Origin of the sequence: Vibrio mangrovi (assembly GCF_024346955.1) — a bacterium.
GTDB lineage: Bacteria > Pseudomonadota > Gammaproteobacteria > Enterobacterales > Vibrionaceae > Vibrio > Vibrio mangrovi.
On record NZ_AP024883.1, the window covers coordinates 128,414 to 143,987 of the forward strand.

The window sequence follows — 15,574 nt, forward strand, 5'->3', positions numbered from 1 at the left end:
TCATATCATTGCTCTCTCATGATGCATTGAATAATTTCACTGGTTGGATATGCTATTTTTTAATGGACAATTTTATGAGAAGTATGTATTTATTGTCTGTCGTGGGGGTAATTATTTATAAGCGTGGTGGATGTGATCTCTATATCATAAATGAGAGTGATAAAATCAGAATTTTTAATTTAATAATGATTGTCAGGATATGTGTGTTCTTATTTAGAGTAAAAGCACAAATTTGTTTGTTTATATTTATGTAAACAAATTTGTGCTGATATATTCGTGATTATTTAATAATACCGCGAGCTTTTAATATGGCGGTTTTGAAATCATCTTCCTGATCTTTTTTCAGGCCGGGAATCATCTCATCTTTTTCCCGGTGACGCATTTTCAGGTGATAAATGAGAATATCATCACTCAGATTTGCTAATTCCCCCTGATAACCAGCTTCATTTGCCAGTTTGACCAGAAACTCGAGTAGGTTTAGATCAGAATCTTTTTGCCATTCTGGCTCTAGTAATTCGATCAGTTCTTCGATGCGGTGGCATTTCATCGTTTTCTCCAATTGAGCATGTGCAGGAATCATCGGATAAAGTAACAAATTGAAAGCGGGAAACCAATGTGAAAAGACAATAAAAAAGCGCAGCTCATTACTTTACTGCGCTTTTACTTGTTGACTTATGCTGCTTTAACGTCGGCTGATGTGTCTGGTGCTTCATGAGCACGTTTTTCAGCCGGAGTCATTGCAGGAGCAACTTTTTTGGTCGGTTTAGAAGCAGCGAAGCTTGCTCGACGACGTGATGCACTACCATGAGTGTGCGAAAACCTGACAGCTGTTGGGCGCATATATTTACCTAACGGTCAGACATTTCCTTTGCCATATCAATGGCCTAGAGTAGCTATTGAGTCAAGACTTCATCATCACTGCTGAAGGTGGGCTCATCTGGCGTAAGCCGTTCCGAATAGCTGTCTAGGAATTTCGTATGCATAACTTATACACACTTCGCTAAGCATAGCACCAACATATGAATTGATCGATAACCTTTTGTTCATAAAATGTCATAAAACTTAAATTATCGATTCGGGGAATTGAGTTATACCGGAATTCAGTATTACTATGGAATACTAAATTTATCTCATAATTAGATAATAAAGTTAATCGTAGAAAGCTGGAGAGGTGTGTATGTCTTTCTTGAAGAAAACCCTCGCAAGTTTCGGAATCGGTGCGGCAAAAGTTGATTCTGTTTTGCAACAGGAGGTTCTGCAGCCAGGGCAGCAGGCCAATGTGACTATTCATGTTTATGGTGGTGCTACAGAGCAGGAGATTGACAATATCTATGTACGGTTATATTGCCGTTATGTTGATGAGGAGCCTGTCGGAGACAGTCATGGACATGAATCCCAGCAGCGTACAAAACGAGTCCATCGGAACTATGTTTTAGATCAGTGGATCTTGCCATATGCATTTACGATTCATTCGGGAGAAACCCGGGATTTTCAGGTGGAATTGAATGTCCCATGGAATACTCCGATTACGATTGGTGACGCGAAGGTTTGGCTGGAAACCGGTCTGGATATCTCTCAGGCAGTCGACCCGGCAGATAAAGATGAAATTACCGTCCGCCCAGAGCCGATGCTGGATGCTGTGTTCAGTGCTTTTGAATCTCAGGGATTTCGTATTCGTCAGGTTGAGTGCGAAGCGGCTGGCGGTTTTGAGCTGCCTTTTGTCCAGGAGTTTGAGTTTGTGCCGACAACCGGACCATATCATGGCCGTTGGCGTGAAGTTGAAGTCGTAGCCTATCGGACAGAAGAAGCTTTGGAGTTATGGTTTGAAATCGATCGTCATCAGCGAGGGATTGGTGGGATGCTTTCTCATCTGTTGGGAAGCGGTGAACTGAAACGTCGCTTGAGCATTCCGGTGACGACTCCGGTTGATGAAGTGGCTTCACTTATGTTCGATTTTTTGGAACAAAGCACGTAATATTCAGCTTACATGTGTAAGCTGTTTTGTGTCATACTGGTTAGCGGATATCAACCATCAGGAGCTTAGCATGACTTCTCTCAATCAGGGATATACGCTCAAAGAAGAGATATGGAACGCTGTGACACATGGGGCGGGTCTGATTCTTGGTATTATCGGGCTGGTGATGTTATTGGTTAAAGCGACAGCGGGAGCTGATGATGCTTTGACGATTACCAGTGTTGCGATTTACGGTGGAAGCCTCATTATGCTGTTTCTGGCTTCAACACTCTATCATGCCATTCCTGTTCAGCAGGCAAAACGGTGGCTGAAGACATTTGATCATTGTGCCATCTATCTGCTGATTGCCGGGAGTTATACACCTTTTCTTCTGGTCAGTCTGAGAACACCTTTAGCCATAGGCCTGATGATTGTCATCTGGTTGATCGCGTTGGTTGGTATTGTCATGAAAGTGGCATTTATCCACCGTTTTAAACGTCTGTCACTGGTGATTTATGTTGTGATGGGGTGGCTTTCGCTGGCGGTTATATATCAGTTAGCCATTCATCTGAATCTTGGTGGACTGACGTTGCTTGCTGCCGGAGGCATTATTTATACCTTAGGGGTTATTTTCTATGTGGCAAAAAGAATCCCGTATAATCACGCGATCTGGCATGGTTTTGTATTAAGTGGCTGTACCTGCCATTTCTTCTCTATTTATTACTACGTTTTGTCAAACTGAATGGTATCGAACCGAGTCGCATTGATTTGCTGCTGAAGGATAATAGTCTGTATTCCGGGGCGCTGAGATGTTGAAGTGATATCTTAGCGTCGCCAGAATGCGGGGAAAAACAGTACCAGAATCGTCAGAATTTCCAGTCTTCCCATCAACATACCGAAACTCAGAATCCATTTGGCCATGTCAGGCAGCGGAGCAAAGTTACCCGTCGGGCCAATAATATCTCCCATTCCCGGACCAACGTTTGAGACGGCGGTAATTGCACCGGAAATACTGGTAGTCGGGTCGAGTCCCATGGCACTCAGGGCTCCGGCAATGATGATGATTGTGATAAGAAAAGTCAGTGCAAAGGCAACAACGGAGCGGATAATATCATCGTTTACCGGACGGTTATTATACCGTTGGACAAATACACCTGAAGGATGGATCAGTTTCATCATCTGCCGGTTCAACAGTGTGATTGCGATTTGGAAACGAAAGACTTTGATACCGCCCGCAGTTGAACCTGAACAGGCGCCGGCCATCATTAAAAACGCAAATAAAGTGCTGGGAAGTGCTCCCCAGGCAGTAAAGTCATCCAGCCCATATCCGGTGGTCGTGACGACTGAAACAATGTTAAACATCGCAATTCGGATTGCATCAACAGCCGGATATCCGTTATGCAGAGTAAGCCACAGAGCAACGATGCTGCTGGCGGCAATAAAAAGATAGAAGAACCCGCGTACCTGAGCATCCCGGTATAGTTCGATTGGGTTTTTCTTACGCATTGCCGAGACAAAAAGTAAGAATGGCAATCCGCCGAGAAACATAAATACAGTTGCAACCCAGTGAGCACCTTTAGAGAAGTGGTTCATTGAACCGTCGGATGTAGAGTATCCACCGGTAGACAGGGTTGTGAAAGAGTGATTGATGGCCTCAAATACAGTCATGCCGGTCATGACATAACCGATACAGCATAAAAGCGTCAGGATGAGGTAAACCACCACGATATTTTTGGCGACGGTTTTGGCCCGGGGACTGCTTTTATCTGACCAATCGGACGATTCAGTCTGGAAGAGTTTCATTCCCCCGACGTTCAGCATCGGCAGAACGGCAACCGCCATAACGATAAATCCGACTCCACCTAACCACTGAAGGATTGAGCGCCAGAGTAGAATACTCGGAGCCATATTATCCAGACCGCTCAGTACGGTTGAACCGGTTGTGGTGATACCGGACATGGTTTCAAAGTAGGCATCAGTAAAACTGATGTGGTTGATGAAAACAAAGGGAAGTGCGGCAAAAGCACTGGCAACGGTCCAGACCAGACTGGTGATCAGAAACATATCCCGGACGTTGAGTTTAAAGTTTGCCGTACGGCCGAGTGTCAGAAAGATAAATGCTGCGGCATGGGTGATAATTACGGCCTGTCCGAAGTCCAGAAAGCCGGCTGTCCCGCTGACAAAAGATACAAATGTCGGGACGTACATGAACAGTGCCAGTTTGGAAAGAACCAGTCCCAGAACAAATAGAATCGATTTCAGATTCAGCATGATAATGATCGCTACAGGAAAAATGGGCTGGGCTGGAAGAGCGCTTCCACATCGGAGACGTACTTCTTATTCACCAGGAACATGACCACATGGTCGTCCTGTTCAATAATTGTCCGGTCATGAGCGATCAATACTTCTTCACCACGGACAATTGCACCGATTGTCGTACCGGGTGGCAGTTTGATATCGCCGACGGCTTTTCCGACTACCTTTGAGGTTGTTTCATCTCCGTGTGCGATGGCTTCAATGGCTTCGGCAGCCCCACGGCGCAGGGATGATACATTGACGATGTCTGCACGTCTGACATGGGTCAGTAAGGCTGAAATCGTTGCCTGCTGTGGCGAAATTGCCACATCAATGACGCCACCCTGAACCAAATCTACATAAGCACTTCTCTGGATCAGAACCATCACTTTCTTAGCACCCAGGCGCTTCGCTAGCATGGCTGACATAATATTGGTTTCGTCTTCATTGGTCAGTGCGATAAATACATCAACCTGATCGATGTTTTCTTCTGACAGAAGTTCCTGATCGGCGGCATCACCACAAAACACGATGGTGTTTTCCAACTGTTCCGACAGATATTCAGCTCGCTGGTAGTTTCTTTCGATCAGTTTGACACTGTAGCTATGTTCCAGACGACGGGCGAGGCTGGCACCGATATTTCCGCCTCCGACAATCATGATCCTGCGATAAGGTCTTTCCAGACGTTGCAGTTCACTCATCACGGAGCGGATATGGTTGCTGGCGGCGACAAAGAAAACTTCGTCGTCGGCTTCGATAATGGTTGTTCCCTGAGGCCGAATGGGTCTGCCCTGACGGAAAATCGCCGCAACACGGGTTTCGATATGAGGCATATGTTCGCGCAGTGCCGATAATGCATTTCCCACCAGTGGGCCGCCATAGTACGCTTTCACGGCAACCAGACTGACTCGCTGGTTGGCGAAACTGACGACCTGCAATGCACCGGGATAATGGACCAGGCGTTCAATATAACTGGTTACCAGCTCTTCCGGAGCGATCAGATGATCAACCGGGACGGCACCTGAATGAAACAATGTCTCTTTTTCGGCAAGGTATTCGGGAGAACGGATACGGGCGATGCGATTGGGTGTGTTAAACAAGGTAAATGCAACCTGGCAGGCTGCCATATTCGTCTCATCGGTATTTGTGACGGCAACCAGCATGTCGGCATCCTGAGCGCCGGCCTCCTTGAGCACGTCAGGATGACTGGCGTGTCCGTTGACAACACGAAGGTCGTATTTATCCTGAAGTTCTCTCAGGCGGTCACTACTCTTATCGACAATCGTAATATCGTTGTTTTCACCAACTAGGTTTTCCGCCAGTGTTCCACCTACCTGGCCGGCTCCAAGAATGATGATTTTCATAACATAATCTCTTGTTTACCACTGCAAACTACAGCGCTATTTATATCCGTGATGACTCAGATGCGATGTTTCAATTCATACTAGGCCGTTTTCTTTAATACAGCTTTCTTTAATACAGCGTAGTAGAAGCCATCCATATCATTTTCTCCCGGCAGAATTTGTCGTCCCGGATTATTTATTTCAGAATTTATCAGTTGTGCATCTAATGTTCGAGATAAAAACGTTTTTATCTGTTGGCTATTTTCTTGAGGTAAAACCGAGCAGGTTGCATAAACCATGGTTCCACCGGGCTTTAACTGGGTCCACATCGCATCCAGAATTTCACTTTGAAGAGCAACCAGTGCTTCAATGTCATCGGGACGGCGCAGCCATTTAATGTCCGGATGTCTCCGGATGACGCCAGTCGCTGAACAGGGAGCATCGAGCAGAATACGATCAAATTGCTCTCCGTGCCACCAATCCTGAGGATGACGGGCATCACCACAGACAATCTTCGCATCCAGGTTGAGCCGGTGAAGGTTATCATGGACTCGCTGAAGCCGGGATCGATCACAGTCGACCGCAACAACCTGAGCATCGGCAGTGTGTTCCAGAATATGTGCCGTTTTACCGCCGGGAGCTGCGCAGCAGTCAAGAATCAGTTCTCCGGCTTGCGGCGCTAAATAGTGAACCGATAATTGTGCCGCGGCATCCTGAACGGAAACCCAGCCCTGTTCAAAACCTGGTAACAGACTGACATCACAGGGAGAGGCCAATTTTATGGCATCTTCTGCTTCCGGGTGTAGATGTACATCAATCTTCCGTTCTTCCAGAAGTTGCCGGTAACTCTCAGTTGTGTGATGCCGACGGTTTATCCGGAGCCACATCGGTGCTTTTTGATTATTCGATTCTACGATGGACTGCCACTGCTGAGGATAACTTTCCTGAAGAGACTTCAGTAACCAGTTGGGATGGCAGTATTTTCCGGCATCATGACGGCTGGCCTGTTGATCCATTGCTTCCCGGTTACGCTGATAATTTCTGAGAACAGCATTGATTAACCCGCGCAGGCGTGGCCCTTTCAAATCCTGAGTTGCACTAACGGTTTCACCGACAGCTGCATGGTCAGGAACCCGCATGAACTGAATCTGGTACAAGCCAACCAGAATTAAATGATGAAAAATCCGTTGTTTTCCTTTAAGCGGCTTATCCATCAGTTCGTGAACTGTTGCTTCTAAACGCGGAAGATAACGGAGCACGCCATAACAGATTTCCTGAAGCAGGGCGTGGTCTCTGGGTTTTATTTTTTGCTGAACCTCCGGTAATGCGGAGGACAGTGATGCGCCTTGATCTACAACCTGATAAATCACTGAAGCGGCAGCAGCACGAACATTCATAATGAATCTGAACCTTAAATAAAGTAGATAACCGTTCGGTTATGGATATTGTTAATTGAGCTGAGCTCCCACCTCAAACCATTCGGCGCGGGCATTGAGAATATCCTGAACGGGCAGGGCTTTTTTCCCGGGAATCTGAAGTTGCTCCAGAACCAGCACTCCATTTCCTGTAGCAACATAAATGCCGCTTTTGTCTGCCTGAATAATAGTTCCGGCTGGTTTATCGGTCAGGATGGACTCAACACGGCTTTGCCAGACTTTGATATGATGGCTGGCTTCTGCCGCCTGATCTGTAATAGCAAAGTGACTGACAGGCCAGGGATTAAAGGCCCGGATACATCGTTCAATAAAGACCGCATCCTGAGACCAGTCTATTCGGGCTTCTTCTTTACTCAGTTTTTTGGCGTAGCTGGCGAGTTGATCATCCTGACAAACCGGTGCAATTTTTCCGTCAGCAATTTCGCGGAGCGTATCAATTAAAGCCTGAGGGCCTAAACCGGCAAGCTTCTCATACATTGAAGCACTGGTATCTGTGGGTTCTACCGGTAATGAGGCAACAGATAACATATCTCCGGTATCCAGTCCTGCATCCATCTGCATGATGGTGACACCAGTTTCTTCGTCTCCAGCCCAGATCGAACGTTGAATTGGGGCCGCACCGCGCCATTTGGGTAAAATCGAACCGTGAACATTGATACAGCCAAGTTTAGGTGTATCCAGAACAGCCTGAGGGAGTAGTAGTCCATAGGCAACAACAACCATCAGATCGGCATTCAGTTCTGCCAGTGCTTGTTTACTGTCTTCCGACTTAAAATTCTCGGGTTGGTAAACCGGAATCTGATGCTCCGTCGCCAATGTTTTGACAGGGCTGGCTGTCAGTTTTTTCCCCCGCCCGGCAGGCCGGTCAGGTTGTGTGTAGACTGCAATGACTTCATGCTCTGAAGACAATAATGCCGCCAGATGACGGGCGGCAAAATCCGGTGTTCCGGCAAAGACAATACGTAGTGACTGGCTCAAGGTGACCTCACTTATGCTTCATTTTTCTTTTTTTCATTGGCGCGTTTGATTTTTTCCAGCTTGTCTTTAATCCGTTTACGCTTGAGCGGAGAAAGATAATCGACGAACAGCTTACCTTGTAAGTGATCTAACTCATGTTGAACACAGATAGCCAAAAGATCATCGGCTTCAAAGGTGAATTCTTTCCCGTCTCTGTCTAAGGCTCGCACTGTAACCTCCGCTGCGCGGGGAACCAGTGCTCTTGCTCCGGGAACTGACAGGCATCCTTCTTCGATACCGTCTTCACCCCGTTTTTCGATAATTTCAGGATTGATCAGAACCCGAGGCTGATCCCGGGTTTCTGAGACATCAATCACCACGATACGTTGATGGAAATCCACCTGTGTTGCTGCCAGACCAATACCATCTTCCTCGTACATGGTTTCAATCATGTCATCAACGAATTTTTGTATTTCAGGTGTGACTTCTTGAACGGGTTTTGCGACCGTTCTTAAACGCTCATCAGGAAAAGTTAATACTTGTAATACAGACATATACACTCAAATTGTTGAAATGTGCCGAAACAATAGAAAGTTTAATGTCCCAATTCTAGACATTTTAAGACCTAATTGACAGCATTGTGAGCGATAAATCGAAGTGATTATTAATTATCCGTCGATTATACCGCTGTCCAGTTAAACAACCCTGTATCAGGATTCCCATCGATGCGTCAACTTACCTCTCACGTCAGTGAACAAGACAGATTATTGATTTGGATAAAGCTTTCTCTGGTTCCTCGTTTGGGAATTCAGTCGATCTTAAAACTATTGGGAAAAGTTTCGATCGATTCTCTGTGTGATTATTCCGGAAAAGAATGGCTCACTCTTGGTTTTTCTCCGGAGCAGGTGACTTATTTGTCCGGCCCGGCAAAGAGGATGGCGGATGATTGCCTTCAATGGCTGGAGCGTGGCGAGCATCGCCACATTCTCCCTCATTTTTCGGCAGAATATCCGGCATTGCTCAAGGAGATTCCCTCGCCTCCTCCGATTTTGTTTGTTCAGGGGGATGTTCCGCTTCTGTCGGCACCACAGATTGCGATTGTCGGAAGCAGGTATGCCAGTGTGCAGGGATTGCAAGATGCATGGCATTTTGCGAATGAATTTGCTCAGCATCAAGTAGCAGTTACGAGTGGGCTGGCTTTAGGCATTGATGGTCAGGCTCATCAGGGCGTTTTAGATGGTGGAGGCAGAACAATTGCGGTTCTGGGAGCCGGGCTGGAACGGATTTATCCGGCTCGTCACCGGGGTTTGGCTGAACGGATTCTTGAGCATAAAAAAGGTGCTCTGGTGTCAGAATTTTGTCCCTCAACACCTCCGAAATCAATGAATTTTCCACGTCGTAACCGTATTATCAGTGGGTTATCTCTGGGGGTTCTGGTTATTGAAGCTGCAGAAAAAAGCGGCTCACTGATTACAGCAAGGTATGCAGCAGAGCAAAACCGGGATGTTTTTGTGATCCCGGGGTCAATTCATCAGGTTGGTTACCGGGGGAGTAACGCTTTAATTCGTGATGGGGCTTGCTTAGTTCAGAATATTGATCAGATACTCTCCGAAGTTGGTACGTTATCTGCTTGGGTTAAGCATGAAGAGAAAATTCAGCAAAATGAACTTTTTCCGTCACTAATTGACGACGAAGAATTGCCATTTGCTGAAGTGTTAGCTAACGTAGGGGTAAAGGCTACACCAGTTGATATTCTTGCAACGCGCACCCATATACCTGTTCATGAAGTGATGAGACAGCTCCTAGAGCTGGAATTATCCGGGCACGTGGTTGCAGTTGCTGGTGGCTATATTCGTAAGGGGAGGGGCTAGCTATGATGATGGATATTCTTATGTATCTGTTCGAAACTTACATCCATAGCGATGCTGAGTTACAGGTTGATCAGGATGAGTTAGAGGATGAGCTCCTGCGTGCAGGTTTTCATCAGAAAGAGATCTTCAAAGCCCTCAACTGGTTGGAAGAGTTGGCATCGCTACAACAAAGTGATGTGCACTCTCCGTTGTCAGTCAGTGCTGCAACAGCAATGCGAGTCTATACCGAACAGGAAACGGCCCGACTTGATGTTGAATGTCGCGGATTCCTTTTGTTCCTTGAACAAATCAAAGTATTGACGCCCGAGACCCGGGAAATGGTGGTTGACAGGGTGATGGGACTGGAAACCAATGAATTCGAACTGGATGATTTGAAATGGATTATCCTGATGGTTCTGTTCAATGTTCCCGGTAATGAGAATGCATACACTTTGATGGAAGAGTGGCTGTATACGAAAGAGCAAGGCATTCTGCACTGATAGAAATTGAATGAACCGTCATATTGATCAGCAATTATTTTCTGCGCATGAGCATGCTTTGAGTGAAGCGGAATCGTGCCCCCAATGTGGTTGTGAATTGCAGTTGCGTCACGGTAAGCATGGGCCATTTTGGGGGTGTTCAGCCTATCCTGAGTGTGACTATATTCGTCCGCTTCATCAACATGACGGTCATATTGTAAAAGCTCTGGGCGTTCCCTGTCCCGAGTGTGGTCATGAACTGGTGCTACGACAAGGCCGTTACGGCATGTTTATCGGTTGTAGTCACTTTCCTCAATGTCACCATATTGAATCTTCCGAGCCACCTAAAACCGAACAGCCGCATGAAGTAAACTGCCCTGAATGCGGGACTGGCACACTGGTGGAAAGAAAATCCCGTTTTGGTAAAGCATTCTGGGCTTGCAATCAGTATCCGAAGTGTAAGTTTGCTGTGAATTATCCGCCGGTAGCGGGGAAGTGCACTGAATGTGGTTTTCCTTTGTTACTTAAAAAAAAATTAGCTGAGAAAAAAGTAGCTGATAAAGCATCCGCATCTGGTACAGCTCTGGTTTGTGCTGCGCGCCGGTGCGGGCATGTACAGGATGTACCAGAGTCATCATGATGTTTTAAATGAAGTCTTTTCGGATGAGAATTTTGCTCTCATCCGAAAATATTTTGGCGGGCGGTATTACTTGTGCTGTCCGGCAAACTGATGAACCGCCGGGAAAGCATCCTGAGGCAGAATCTCGGCCAGTGAACAGATAATCCGTTCCAATTCGGCATAGTAATCTGCACTGACATTGATATGTCCCATTTTCCTGCCGGGACGTTTTTCTTTGCCGTACCAATGAATATGACATCCTTCTGTTGCCAGAATTTCTGATGGCAAAGTGTCTTCCCCCAGAATATTCACCATACATGTCGGACGGATGAGTCTGGTACTTCCCAGATGTAAGCCACAAACTGCGCGTAAATGGTTCTCAAACTGACATGTATCGGCTCCCTGTTGTGTCCAGTGCCCTGAGTTGTGAACCCGTGGAGCAATTTCGTTCACAAGTAGCTGTCCCTGAACATCAAAAAACTCCAGAGCCAGAACGCCGACATAATTGAGTGTGTTCGCCACCGCTTCAAACATAGCTTTAGCCTGCTGCTGTAGCGGTTGATCATCAATGGATGTGGAAAGGCTGAGAACACCATCGGTGTGAATATTTTCTGCCAGCGGATAAACAACAACCTCACCGTCTTTGCCTCTGGCTCCGACCAGAGAAACTTCCCGGTCAAAAGGAACGAATTCCTCGGCGACAATCGCCTGATTTTCTGTTGCTTCAATGCATTGTTGCATTTCCGGCCAGATTTCATCGGCATCCGTCGTTGATTTCAGGCGCCATTGACCTTTTCCGTCATATCCACCCAACGCACTCTTGAGAACCATTGGGATGCCTACATGGCGGATCGCACTGTCAAAATCTTCTCTGGTTCTGATGACGAAATATTTGGCATTTCTGACACCGGCTTTATCGAGCAGCGATTTTTCCAGACGACGATCTCCACCTGTTTTGATTGCCTGAGCTCCGGGGAGTAACTTACCACTTTGTTCACATTGATGAAGAATGTCGTGCGGAATATGTTCAAATTCTGCGGTAATCACATCTGCCTGCTGAATTGCATTCTCCAGTCCATGTCCCTGAACTTCCTGTGTCAGAGGATGAACGATCTGCCCGCTGACTACGTCGAAGGCACTGATGCGAATATTCAATGGCGCTCCGGCAAGAGACATCATCCGTGCAAGCTGACCGGCACCTAAGACAAGTACATGCATGCTGTTATTCCTCGGCTGGATCTGGGTTGGCAAGGACAGTATCAGTTTGAGACTGACGGAATGCTTCGACTTTCTGCATTACATTTTCGTCATGAACCCCAATAATCTGAGCCGCCAGAATGCCGGCATTGGCTGCCCCAGCTTCCCCTATCGCCAATGTACCGACAGCAATACCTTTAGGCATCTGTACAATTGATAGCAGAGAATCCATACCTTTTAATGCTCTGGACTGAACCGGAACTCCCAGAACAGGAAGACTAGTGAAGGCTGCCGTCATTCCCGGTAGGTGAGCAGCACCGCCAGCTCCGGCGATAATAACTTTGAGACCACGTTCTTTGGCCTGGCTCGCATAGTCGGCAAGCAGTTGAGGAGTACGATGTGCCGAAACCACTTTGGTTTCGTATTCCACACCAAATTGCTCCAGCATCTCAGCTGCAAGCTTCATGGTTGGCCAATCAGATTTGGACCCCATTATAATCCCGACTTTCATCTCAGACTCCTTCAGGTTTGTTGCAATGATCAAATATGTTCATGCCATGGATGAATGATAATTTTGCGCGCATTATACGAAGAAATTAACCGAAGGAAAACGTTTGCGTCGGGAGGATTCGCCGATAACATGTTTTCATACAAAATTGATTTAGTTTTCTGACATGATCATTTGTACACTAGCGGAAGAATAATCCGGGAATGACGAGAAGTATTGTGAATAATTTTGAGCAGGTGCTTGATGCATTGCATCGGGGAGATGTTATTGCGTATCCGACTGAGGGAGTTTTTGGCGTTGGATGCGATCCTGATTGTGCTGATGCGATTCAAAAGTTGCTGGAAATAAAACATCGTCCGGTTGAAAAGGGGTTGATTCTCATTGCATCCCGCTATGAACAATTACAGCCATATATAGACGAACGCCAGCTTTCGGCGCAACAACTGGCTCATGTTCAGGAAAGCTGGCCGGGACCTGTGACTTGGGTCATGCCTGCGAGTGAACGGGTTTCTGCCTGGTTGAGTGGTTTATTTGATACGATTGCTGTTCGGGTTACCGATCATCCTTTGGTGCAGCAACTGTGTGATGCTTATGGTAAACCCATTACATCGACCAGTGCGAATTTAAGTGGTCATCCGCCTTGCATAACAACAGAAGATGTACGACAGCAGTTAGGACATTGTCTGAATGCGATTTTAGAAGGGGAAACAGGTGGCCGGAATAAGCCGAGTGAGATTCGGGATGCACGAACGCTGAAGATATTAAGACAAGGGTAATCATCATGAGCAGTATTGATAAACAGACCGTCAAAAATTTTTTATTGCAACTGCAGGATTCAATTTGTCGACAGCTTGAAGCAGTTGATGGCCAGAGTGTATTCGAAGAAGATGCATGGCACCGCGAACCAGGAGAGCGTCTCGGTGGTGGCGGACGTAGCCGGGTGATGAAAGGTGGTCATGTGTTTGAACAGGGCGGAGTTAACTTCTCTCATGTGACAGGGAATAAAATGCCAGCTTCTGCAACGGCACACCGGCCGGAATTATCGGGCCGCAAATTTGAAGCCATGGGTGTTTCTTTAGTGATGCATCCCAATAACCCTTATGTGCCGACTTCACACATGAATGTTCGCTTCTTTATCGCAGAAAAGGATGGAGAGGAACCTATCTGGTGGTTTGGTGGCGGGTTTGATTTAACCCCGTTTTATCCGTTTGATGAAGATTGCCGTCATTGGCATGAAGTGGCGAAAGGCATCTGTCAGCCATTCGGGCCGGAAGTTTATTCGCAACATAAAGATTGGTGTGACCGATACTTTTTCTTGCCGCACCGGGAGGAAACCCGAGGTATCGGTGGACTCTTTTTTGATGACCTGAATCAGTGGGATTTTGATACTTGCTTTGCTTATATTCGAGCGGTCGGGGAAGGTTATACCCGAGCTTATCTGCCGATTGTCGAACGCCGGAAAGATTGCGAATTCGCTGAGCGTGAACGTCAGTTCCAGTTATATCGGCGTGGCAGATATGTTGAATTTAATCTGGTCTTTGACCGGGGAACACTATTTGGTTTGCAATCGGGTGGACGGACCGAGTCTATTCTCATGTCTATGCCGCCATTAGCCCGTTGGGAATACGGTTATCAGCCGGAACCAGGAAGTGCTGAAGCTCGTCTGGCTGAGTATTTGACGCCAAGAGAGTGGTGACAGCTCCAGACTGTAGTGATAGGGTCGGAAGACTCTTTTTATTTTTTATTGGTAAAGGCAGAAGTATGGCTCATTTGAACGATCGGTATGCAGTATTCGGCAATCCAATCAGTCACAGTAAATCTCCATTTATACAGACATTGTTCGCTCGTCAGACGAACCAGGAAATGACTTATACGGCTGAGCTGGCACCGGTTAATGGTTTCAAATCAACAGTTGATGCTTTCTTTTCTCAGGGAGGAAAGGGATGCAATGTGACGGTACCGTTCAAAGAAGAAGCCTATGCCTTTGCTGACCAACTTACAGAACGGGCCAAAATTGCCGGAGCGGTCAATACGCTGAAGAAACTGGATGATGGTGGAATACTCGGAGATAATACTGATGGCGCTGGTCTCGTACAGGATCTATTGCAGCATCAGGTTCCTCTGGCTGGAGCAAAAATCTTGCTGATCGGGGCTGGTGGTGCAGCAAAAGGTGTCATTCACCCTTTATTGGCTCAGTCACCTGATTCTATTGTGATTACCAATCGGACATTTGCAAAAGCGGAAGCTCTTGCTGCATTGTTTCAGGAATCTCAGGTCCAGGCTCCGGTTTCTGCTCTGCCTATGGCGGAAATTCATTCTAAGTTTGATGTGGTGATTAATTCGACTTCAGCAAGTTTATCCGGAGAGCTACCAGATATTACCGGTGATATCTTTTCGGAAAAAAGTGTGGCTTATGACATGATGTATGGCAAAGGCCTGACAGTTTTCAGTCAATGGGCTGTAGAACATGGTTGTGCGCATGCATACGATGGATTGGGAATGCTGGTTGGGCAGGCTGCGGAGAGTTTCATGCTATGGCGGGGAATTCGCCCCGGAACCCGGCAGATATTAAGTGAGTTGAGACGTAATCTGGAAGGCAGTTTATGAATCAGTCGATTCTTTTTCCGGATGATCAATCCTGGGACGAAGCAAGCCAGCAAGTACATTTTCCTGCACAATGTCAGGGGGCTTTAGTTGAATGCATTGTGGCGGTTTCTGAACTGGAACAGATTTCCGGTCAGAAGATTGCCGGCAGAGAAGATGCTTTAAGCATCTTTTCGCAATACCGCTTCGATTTTGAAGAGTTGGCCGAGCGGTTGATTGAAAATGAAGAAGACAACGCGCTCGGACAGATTGAAGTGGTGCTCTGATATACCCAGATGACCTCAAGACAAAGTTTCAGCGAGATTCACCGGACATAGAAACGGAGTTAGAGA

General features: G+C 46.7%; 18 protein-coding genes. 9 read left to right on the forward strand and 9 right to left on the reverse strand.

The features are described 5' to 3' along the window. Positions 1 to 280: 280 nt before the first annotated feature. Positions 281 to 547, reverse strand: coding sequence for a YihD family protein (locus OCU74_RS00565; protein WP_087483012.1), 267 nt, complete (start codon positions 545 to 547; stop codon positions 281 to 283). Between the two features lie 125 nt (positions 548 to 672). After that, complete coding sequence (locus tag OCU74_RS00570; RefSeq protein ID WP_087483011.1) at positions 673 to 840, reverse strand: hypothetical protein; 168 nt, start codon at positions 838 to 840, stop codon at positions 673 to 675. A gap of 337 nt (positions 841 to 1,177) precedes the next feature. Here OCU74_RS00570 and OCU74_RS00575 point away from each other — a divergent pair, with 337 nt between their 5' ends. Both OCU74_RS00575 and trhA read left to right on the forward strand, forming a co-directional pair. Next, positions 1,178 to 1,975 (forward strand): sporulation protein, encoded by a 798-nt coding sequence (locus OCU74_RS00575; RefSeq protein ID WP_087483010.1) that lies wholly within the window; start codon positions 1,178 to 1,180, stop codon positions 1,973 to 1,975. Between the two features lie 70 nt (positions 1,976 to 2,045). Further along, positions 2,046 to 2,696, forward strand: a complete 651-nt coding sequence (gene trhA / locus OCU74_RS00580; RefSeq protein ID WP_087483009.1) for a PAQR family membrane homeostasis protein TrhA — start codon at positions 2,046 to 2,048, stop codon at positions 2,694 to 2,696. A gap of 83 nt (positions 2,697 to 2,779) precedes the next feature. On the opposite strand, the gene OCU74_RS00585 is transcribed toward trhA, so the two are convergent. From OCU74_RS00585 to def, 5 genes are all read right to left on the reverse strand, one after another. After that, on the reverse strand, positions 2,780 to 4,225 hold the full coding sequence (locus tag OCU74_RS00585) for a TrkH family potassium uptake protein (RefSeq protein WP_087483008.1): 1,446 nt from the start codon (positions 4,223 to 4,225) through the stop codon (positions 2,780 to 2,782). Between the two features lie 11 nt (positions 4,226 to 4,236). Then, the gene (gene trkA, locus OCU74_RS00590; RefSeq protein WP_087483007.1) at positions 4,237 to 5,613 is read right to left on the reverse strand and encodes a Trk system potassium transporter TrkA; all 1,377 of its coding nucleotides are present in this window, start codon (positions 5,611 to 5,613) and stop codon (positions 4,237 to 4,239) included. Positions 5,614 to 5,693: 80 nt separating this feature from the next. Further along, entirely contained in the window at positions 5,694 to 6,989 is a 1,296-nt protein-coding gene (rsmB, locus tag OCU74_RS00595) for a 16S rRNA (cytosine(967)-C(5))-methyltransferase RsmB (RefSeq protein WP_087483006.1), read from the reverse strand. A gap of 51 nt (positions 6,990 to 7,040) precedes the next feature. After that, positions 7,041 to 8,006: a methionyl-tRNA formyltransferase gene (gene fmt / locus OCU74_RS00600; protein WP_087483005.1), complete on the reverse strand. Its 966-nt coding sequence runs from the start codon at positions 8,004 to 8,006 to the stop codon at positions 7,041 to 7,043. Between the two features lie 11 nt (positions 8,007 to 8,017). Beyond that, a complete protein-coding gene (def, locus tag OCU74_RS00605; protein WP_087483004.1) occupies positions 8,018 to 8,539 on the reverse strand; it encodes a peptide deformylase in 522 nt (173 codons plus the stop codon). A 171-nt stretch (positions 8,540 to 8,710) separates the two neighbouring features. On the opposite strand from def, the gene dprA reads away from it, so the two are divergent. The 3 genes from dprA to OCU74_RS00620 are packed head-to-tail and all read left to right on the forward strand — an operon-like array spanning position 8,711 to position 10,954. Continuing rightward, a complete protein-coding gene (gene dprA / locus OCU74_RS00610) occupies positions 8,711 to 9,856 on the forward strand; it encodes a DNA-processing protein DprA (RefSeq protein WP_087483003.1) in 1,146 nt (381 codons plus the stop codon). Between the two features lie 5 nt (positions 9,857 to 9,861). Continuing rightward, positions 9,862 to 10,335, forward strand: a complete 474-nt coding sequence (locus tag OCU74_RS00615; protein WP_200807801.1) for a DUF494 family protein — start codon at positions 9,862 to 9,864, stop codon at positions 10,333 to 10,335. 10 nt (positions 10,336 to 10,345) lie between these two features. Beyond that, positions 10,346 to 10,954 (forward strand): DNA topoisomerase family protein, encoded by a 609-nt coding sequence (locus OCU74_RS00620; RefSeq protein WP_087483001.1) that lies wholly within the window; start codon positions 10,346 to 10,348, stop codon positions 10,952 to 10,954. Between the two features lie 66 nt (positions 10,955 to 11,020). Here the strand turns inward: OCU74_RS00620 and OCU74_RS00625 are convergent, their stop codons facing one another. Further along, positions 11,021 to 12,151: a 5-(carboxyamino)imidazole ribonucleotide synthase gene (locus tag OCU74_RS00625; protein WP_087483000.1), complete on the reverse strand. Its 1,131-nt coding sequence runs from the start codon at positions 12,149 to 12,151 to the stop codon at positions 11,021 to 11,023. Positions 12,152 to 12,155: 4 nt separating this feature from the next. Continuing rightward, positions 12,156 to 12,641 carry a 5-(carboxyamino)imidazole ribonucleotide mutase gene (gene purE / locus OCU74_RS00630; RefSeq protein ID WP_087482999.1) on the reverse strand — a complete coding sequence of 162 codons (486 nt, stop codon included), beginning with the start codon at positions 12,639 to 12,641 and terminating at the stop codon, positions 12,156 to 12,158. Between the two features lie 215 nt (positions 12,642 to 12,856). Between purE and OCU74_RS00635 the strand changes: the two genes are divergently transcribed. The 4 genes from OCU74_RS00635 to OCU74_RS00650 all read left to right on the forward strand — a co-directional run bounded on the left by OCU74_RS00635 (position 12,857) and on the right by OCU74_RS00650 (position 15,508). After that, entirely contained in the window at positions 12,857 to 13,414 is a 558-nt protein-coding gene (locus OCU74_RS00635; protein ID WP_087483033.1) for an L-threonylcarbamoyladenylate synthase, read from the forward strand. Positions 13,415 to 13,419: 5 nt separating this feature from the next. Continuing rightward, on the forward strand, positions 13,420 to 14,334 hold the full coding sequence (hemF, locus tag OCU74_RS00640; RefSeq protein ID WP_087482998.1) for an oxygen-dependent coproporphyrinogen oxidase: 915 nt from the start codon (positions 13,420 to 13,422) through the stop codon (positions 14,332 to 14,334). Between the two features lie 65 nt (positions 14,335 to 14,399). Beyond that, positions 14,400 to 15,245, forward strand: a complete 846-nt coding sequence (aroE, locus tag OCU74_RS00645) for a shikimate dehydrogenase (RefSeq protein ID WP_087483032.1) — start codon at positions 14,400 to 14,402, stop codon at positions 15,243 to 15,245. Further along, positions 15,242 to 15,508, forward strand: a complete 267-nt coding sequence (locus OCU74_RS00650) for a DUF1488 family protein (protein ID WP_087482997.1) — start codon at positions 15,242 to 15,244, stop codon at positions 15,506 to 15,508. Before aroE ends, OCU74_RS00650 begins: the two co-directional genes overlap by 4 nt. The last annotated feature ends 66 nt before the right edge of the window (positions 15,509 to 15,574 follow it).